Origin of the sequence: Kitasatospora sp. NPDC091257 (assembly GCF_044757675.1) — a bacterium.
In the GTDB taxonomy this organism is placed as follows: domain Bacteria; phylum Actinomycetota; class Actinomycetes; order Streptomycetales; family Streptomycetaceae; genus Kitasatospora; species Kitasatospora lactacystinica.
Genome location: NZ_JBIVVI010000665.1, coordinates 1 through 5,104, shown reverse-complemented (window position 1 = coordinate 5,104; position 5,104 = coordinate 1). Strand labels below are relative to the sequence as shown.

The 5,104-nt window shown below is 74.0% G+C and carries 6 protein-coding genes; 3 read left to right on the top strand and 3 right to left on the bottom strand.

Features of this window, described 5'->3' with window-relative positions:
• The first annotated feature begins 359 nt into the window (after window positions 1–359).
• Complete coding sequence (locus ACIQOV_RS26855; protein ID WP_359902661.1) at window positions 360–743, top strand: hypothetical protein; 384 nt, start codon at window positions 360–362, stop codon at window positions 741–743.
• Window positions 744–759: 16 nt separating this feature from the next.
• Complete coding sequence (locus ACIQOV_RS26850) at window positions 760–1,068, top strand: hypothetical protein (protein ID WP_401052681.1); 309 nt, start codon at window positions 760–762, stop codon at window positions 1,066–1,068.
• 12 nt (window positions 1,069–1,080) lie between these two features.
• Here the strand turns inward: ACIQOV_RS26850 and ACIQOV_RS26845 are convergent, their stop codons facing one another.
• The 3 genes from ACIQOV_RS26845 to ACIQOV_RS26835 form a co-directional block, all read right to left on the bottom strand.
• Window positions 1,081–2,676, bottom strand: coding sequence for an alpha/beta hydrolase (locus ACIQOV_RS26845; protein ID WP_401052678.1), 1,596 nt, complete (start codon window positions 2,674–2,676; stop codon window positions 1,081–1,083).
• 110 nt (window positions 2,677–2,786) lie between these two features.
• The gene (locus ACIQOV_RS26840; RefSeq protein WP_401052675.1) at window positions 2,787–3,428 is read right to left on the bottom strand and encodes an NAD(P)-dependent oxidoreductase; all 642 of its coding nucleotides are present in this window, start codon (window positions 3,426–3,428) and stop codon (window positions 2,787–2,789) included.
• A gap of 86 nt (window positions 3,429–3,514) precedes the next feature.
• Window positions 3,515–4,438, bottom strand: coding sequence for an EamA family transporter (locus ACIQOV_RS26835; protein ID WP_380548833.1), 924 nt, complete (start codon window positions 4,436–4,438; stop codon window positions 3,515–3,517).
• A gap of 111 nt (window positions 4,439–4,549) precedes the next feature.
• Between ACIQOV_RS26835 and ACIQOV_RS26830 the strand changes: the two genes are divergently transcribed.
• Window positions 4,550–5,047: a MarR family winged helix-turn-helix transcriptional regulator gene (locus ACIQOV_RS26830; protein WP_380351361.1), complete on the top strand. Its 498-nt coding sequence runs from the start codon at window positions 4,550–4,552 to the stop codon at window positions 5,045–5,047.
• The last annotated feature ends 57 nt before the right edge of the window (window positions 5,048–5,104 follow it).

The window sequence follows — 5,104 nt, the reverse complement described above, 5'->3', positions numbered from 1 at the left end:
CCCGTCGCCGGCCGCCCCCCTTCCGCCGTCCAGTGCCAACTCACCTTTCGGTGACGAAAGTTGACTGAAGGTCCACCGCGGTGGGACGGGCGCTCCCGGGCGCCGGAACGGCGGTTCGGAGCACAGGGGTGGTGCGTGCGCGGTGTTTCGGGCTCCCCGGCGGCGCCCACCGCCCGTCCTCCTGACCTGCCGGAACGTCGGGCGCCCGGCCCGGCGCCCCCTACCAGGGCGGGCGCCGGGGCGCCAGGGCGCCGCCCCGACTCGGCCCTGGACGGGTGACGTTCTGGTGAAAGTGGGCATGCCAGGAATCACCGCCCGGCATGCTGTGCCGCGTGATGATGCGGATGGAGGTCCAGACCGTGAGCGCGAACCTGCCGGAGACCCTCGCCGAGGGAGCGGTCGTCCTGCCGGCGCCCCCTCGGGTGGTGGACGACCTGGCCCGTGACCTGACCCAGGCCGCCGCGGCCGTCCGGGCGGTGTCGCGCGCCCGTCGCACCGGTGGGGACGTCGCGGTCGCCGCCTACACCGCCGTGGTGTGCACCGGGCGGTCGGCCGCCACCGTCCTGGAGGAGGCCGCCGCCTGGTGCCGGCAGGCCCCCGAGGCCGAGGTGCACTCGCTGGCCTGGGCGCGGGTGCCGGGCCACCGGGAGGACGTCCACGAGTACCGCGTCACCCTGGCCGTCAGCTTCCCCGACGGCGAGACCGGCGAGCACCTCGGCGACACCCACCACGCCTGCCGCTGACGCGTATGATCACCCCATGACTGTGGGGGACACGAACGAGATGGTGAAGATCCCGACCGGCGAGGCGGACGACGCGACCGCGGGGGAGCGGGCCGACGGCCCGCGGGAGCTCTCGCGGCCCGCGGCCGTCGCGGTCACCGTGCTCGCGGCGGTGTGCGGTGCGGCGGTGCTGCTGGCCGTGTTCCACTGGCTGGGCTGGTCCGTGCCGTGGATCGGCTGGATCGTCGCCAAGGCCGGGATCAAGCTCGCCGTCGGGGGCTTCGCCGGGCTGGCGGTCGGGCTCTCCTGGCTCCGGGCCAGGCTGCGGTCCCGGCCCGGGAGTTGAGCACCCGGTTGGTCAACCGGCCTGCGGCGAGGGGCAGGTGAGGTCGCGAGCGGGCGCCTCGCCGTCCAGCAGGTACCGCTCGACCACCCCGCTGACGCAGGTGTTGGACGTGGGGTACTGGCCGTGGTCGCCGCTCCCGGTGACGGTGACCAGCCTGGAGCCGCGCAGCGCGCGATGCGCGCCGAGCGCCGCCTCGTAGTACGTCGCCGGATCGTGCACCGAGTTGAGCATCAGCGTGGTCGGCAGGTGGGCGCCCGTCACCTTGACCTCCGGCGCCGGGGCGACCGGCCACGCGGCGCAGACCGCGCTGAAGGCGAGCGTCCGGGCGCCGGCCAGCGGCCAGCGGGCGGTGTTCTCGGCGCCGCGCTCGATCCAGGTGTCCAGGTCCCTGGTCCACGGGGTGTCGTTGCAGGTCACGGCGAAGTACTCGGCGAGGAACTCCGGGGAGAGGTAGCTGCCGAAGACCTTCGCGGCCGCCGCCCTGGTCGCCGGGTCGAGGCCCTGCCAGTTGTCGACGGCGGCCAGGATCCGGGCCAGCTCCGGGAAGTCGGACGCCCGGTAGATCGCCGACATGGCGAGGCTGTCCAACTGGTTCGGGCCGATCGTCACCGAGCCCTCGACGATGGGGGAATCGTGCAGCGCGGCGCGCCGCTGCTCCCAGTGCGCCCGCACCTGCTCCGGCGTCGAGCCCCAGTGGTAGGTGGTGTCCCGCGCCGCGAGCCAGGGCACGAAGTCCTCGTCGAAGCGGCGCTGGAAGCTCATCGGCTGGCCCAGCTCGTACGTCTCCCAGGTGCCGTCGAAGCCGATGTTGCTGTCCAGCACCATCCGTTCGACCCGGTGCGGGAAGAGCGTCGCGTAGTAGGCGCCGATCATCGAGGCGTAGGAAGGACCGTAGTAGCCGATCTTGCGCTCGCCGAGCAGGCCGCGGAAGAGGTCGATGTCGCGGGCGGTCTGCTCGGTGGTCAGGTAGGGGATCAGGTCGCCGCTGCGCTCCTGGCAACTGGCGGCCAGTTTCCTGGAGTTGGCGATGACTCGGTCGATCGCGGCGGGGGACTGGTCGCGGTAGTCGCCGGCCAGGAACTCCTGCATCTCCGCCTCGGTCTGGCAGACCGCCTTGGTGCTCTCGCCGACCCCGCGCTGGTCGAAGCCGACGATGTCGTACGCGGCGGCGACCGCCGGGGCGCCGGCGGCCAGATTGGCCGGGCGCAGCAGGCCGGTGCCGCCGGGGCCGCCGGCCGCCATCAGCAGGGTGCCCTTGCGCTCGGCCGGGCCGGTGGCGCGGTGCCGGGAGACGGCGATGGTCAGATCGGCGCCGACACCGGGGTGGTGCCAGTCGCGCGGGGCGGTCATGGTGGCGCAGTCCAGGGCGGGCTGCCGGGCGCAGGGCTGCCAGTTCAGCGTCTGGTGGGTGTAGCGGGCGGGCGCCGGGGCGGCGTCGCCCGGGTCGCGGCCGGTGGCGGCGCCCGCGGTGGTGGGCACGGCCAGGCCGGCCAGGACGGCGGCCGCCACGGCCAGGGCGGCGCGACGGGCGTGCCGGGCGCGGGGCGGGGCGGCTTCGGTGCGCTGGGCTGCGGTCTTGGTCTTGCTCTTGGTCTCAGGCTCGGTCACGGGAACGATCCTGTCCGGCCCCGGCCTGATGATCGATCATCCCCACTACCGTCTTCGGGGTGGTGCTGGGTGCACCCCCGCCGTGGCGGGGGCTCCAGGCGGTCGAGCGCTCAGTAGGCGGCGGTGAACCGGGCCCGGCGGTGGACGGGCTGTTCGGCCTCGTCGAGGAGCGCGACGGCGAGGTCCTCCATGGAGATCGCCGAGTTGCCCTCGGCGTCGACCAGCAGGTCGTCGTGGCCGGTCCGGAACCGGCCGGTGCGCACGCCGGGTTCCAGGAGCGCGGCCGGGCTCAGGTAGGTCCAGTCGACGTCCGGGCCGACGGCACGGTAGAGGCCGAGCTGCTCGTCGCAGGCCTGGGCGATCGGCCGGATCTCGTCGGGGAAACCGGGGCTGTCGACCAGGGTGGTCCCGCCGCCGCCCGGGACGAGCAGGCTGCCCGCGCCGCCGACGGCCAGCAGCCGTACGCCGGTGCCGGCGATCCCGGCCAGCAGGCCCTTGGTGGCGACGGCCAGTTCGTGCTCGCTGCCGGGCAGCGGACGGGTGGCGGTGATCACCACGTCCTGTCCGGCCGCGATCCGGGCGACGTCCTCGGGGTCGCGGGCGTCGCCGACGACCAGGGCGGCGGCGGACGGCAGGCCGTGCGGCTTCGCCGGGTCCCGTACGACGGCGGTGACCTGGTGGCCGCGGGCCAGGGCCTCGGCCACGACCCGGCTGCCGACATTGCCGGTGGCGCCGAAAACGGTGATGCGCATGGGGTACTCCCTGTAGGTGGTGGGGATCGGTGGTGGTGGGGAACGGTGGGATCGGTGGGTGCGGGAACGGTGTCGGTGGGACGGGGTCAGGCGTTCTCGCGGACGGGCCGCGGGGTGTCCGCCGGCCCGGTTCCGGGTGCCGGCTCGGGCGCGGTGCGGGTCCGTCGGGTCTGGGCGGCGATCAGTGAGCCGAGCACGACCAGCGCGCCGAACGCCTGGAGCGGGCTGAGGTCCTGGCCGAGCGCCAGCCAGCCGAGCAGGGTGGCGACCACCGGGCTGAGCAGCGAGAGGAAGGAGACCGAGGTCGGCGGCAGCGCGCGCAGCCCCCGGAACCAGAGCGCATAGGTGACGGCCGCGCCGATCAGGCACAGGTAGGTGTAGCCGAGCACGTTGGCGAGCGTGTAGTGGGACGGCGGCGCGCCCTCGGAGAGCAGCGTGACCGGCACCAGCAGCAGTCCGCCGGCCGTGAGCTGCCAGCCGGTGGTGGCGAGCATCGGCGCGGGGGAGACCCAGCGCTTGGAGAGGACGATGCCGGCGGCCATCACCACGGCGCCGCCGAGCGCGGCGAGCACCCCGATCGCGTCCAGCTGGGCGTTGGCCCGCAGCACCAGCAGGCTGACGCCCGCGACGCCCGCGATGCCGGACAGCACGGTGCGCAGGGTGAGCCGGTCGCCGAGGACCAGGGCCGAGAGCCCGGCGGTGACCAGCGGCTGGACGGCGCCGACGGTGGCCGCGATGCCGCCGGGCAGACGGTAGGCGGCGATGAAGAGCAGGGCCTGGAACACCCCGATGTTGAGGGCGCCGAGGACCAGCGAACGCCACCACCAACTGCCCTGCGGCAGACGGCGGGTGAGGGCGACGAGGAGCAGCCCCGCGGGCAGGCAGCGGATGACGGCGGCGAGCAGCGGGCGGCCGGGCGGCAGGAGTTCGGTGGTGACCAGATAGGTCGTGCCCCAGACCGCCGGGGCGAGGGCCGTCAGCAGGACGAGGGCGAGGCGATTTCTTAGCACTAAGGCAATGTATCTCAGCGCTAAGGCATTCTTCACCGCATCGAGTGAGTGATGTGGCTCACAGTTACCTCACCACTAAGGAATCCACTGGGGATCGCCTACCCTGAACCCGTGGCAGATCATGTGGACCGCGTCGTCGCGCAATGGGGTGCCGAGCGCCCCGACCTGGACGTCTCCCCGATGGAGGTGTTCGGCCGGCTCAAACGCCTCTACCGGCTGGTGGACGCGGCACTCAACCGCACCTTCGCCGAGCACGGACTGGACGCCGCCTCCTTCGACGTGCTCGCCACCCTCAAGCGCAGCGGCCCGCCCTACCGCCTCACCCCCTCCGGACTGATGCAGTCCGCGATGGTCACCTCCGGTGCCATCACCCAGCGGCTGGACCGACTGGAGGCCCGCGGCCTGGTCACCCGGACCCGCAGCGACCAGGACGGCCGCAGCCGCGAGGTCGCCCTCACCCCCGAGGGGCACGCCCTGATCGACCGCGCGCTGCCCGACCACCTCGCCACCGAGCACCGGATGCTGGCGGGCCTCGACGAGGCGCAGCGGACGGCGTTCGTCGAGGTGATGCGCACCCTGCTGGCGGACTTCGGGGACAGCCCGGAGTAGCCCGGCCGGTGCCCGTGCCGTCCGGCCCGCGTCCGTACCCGGTGGGGCGGTGGCTCC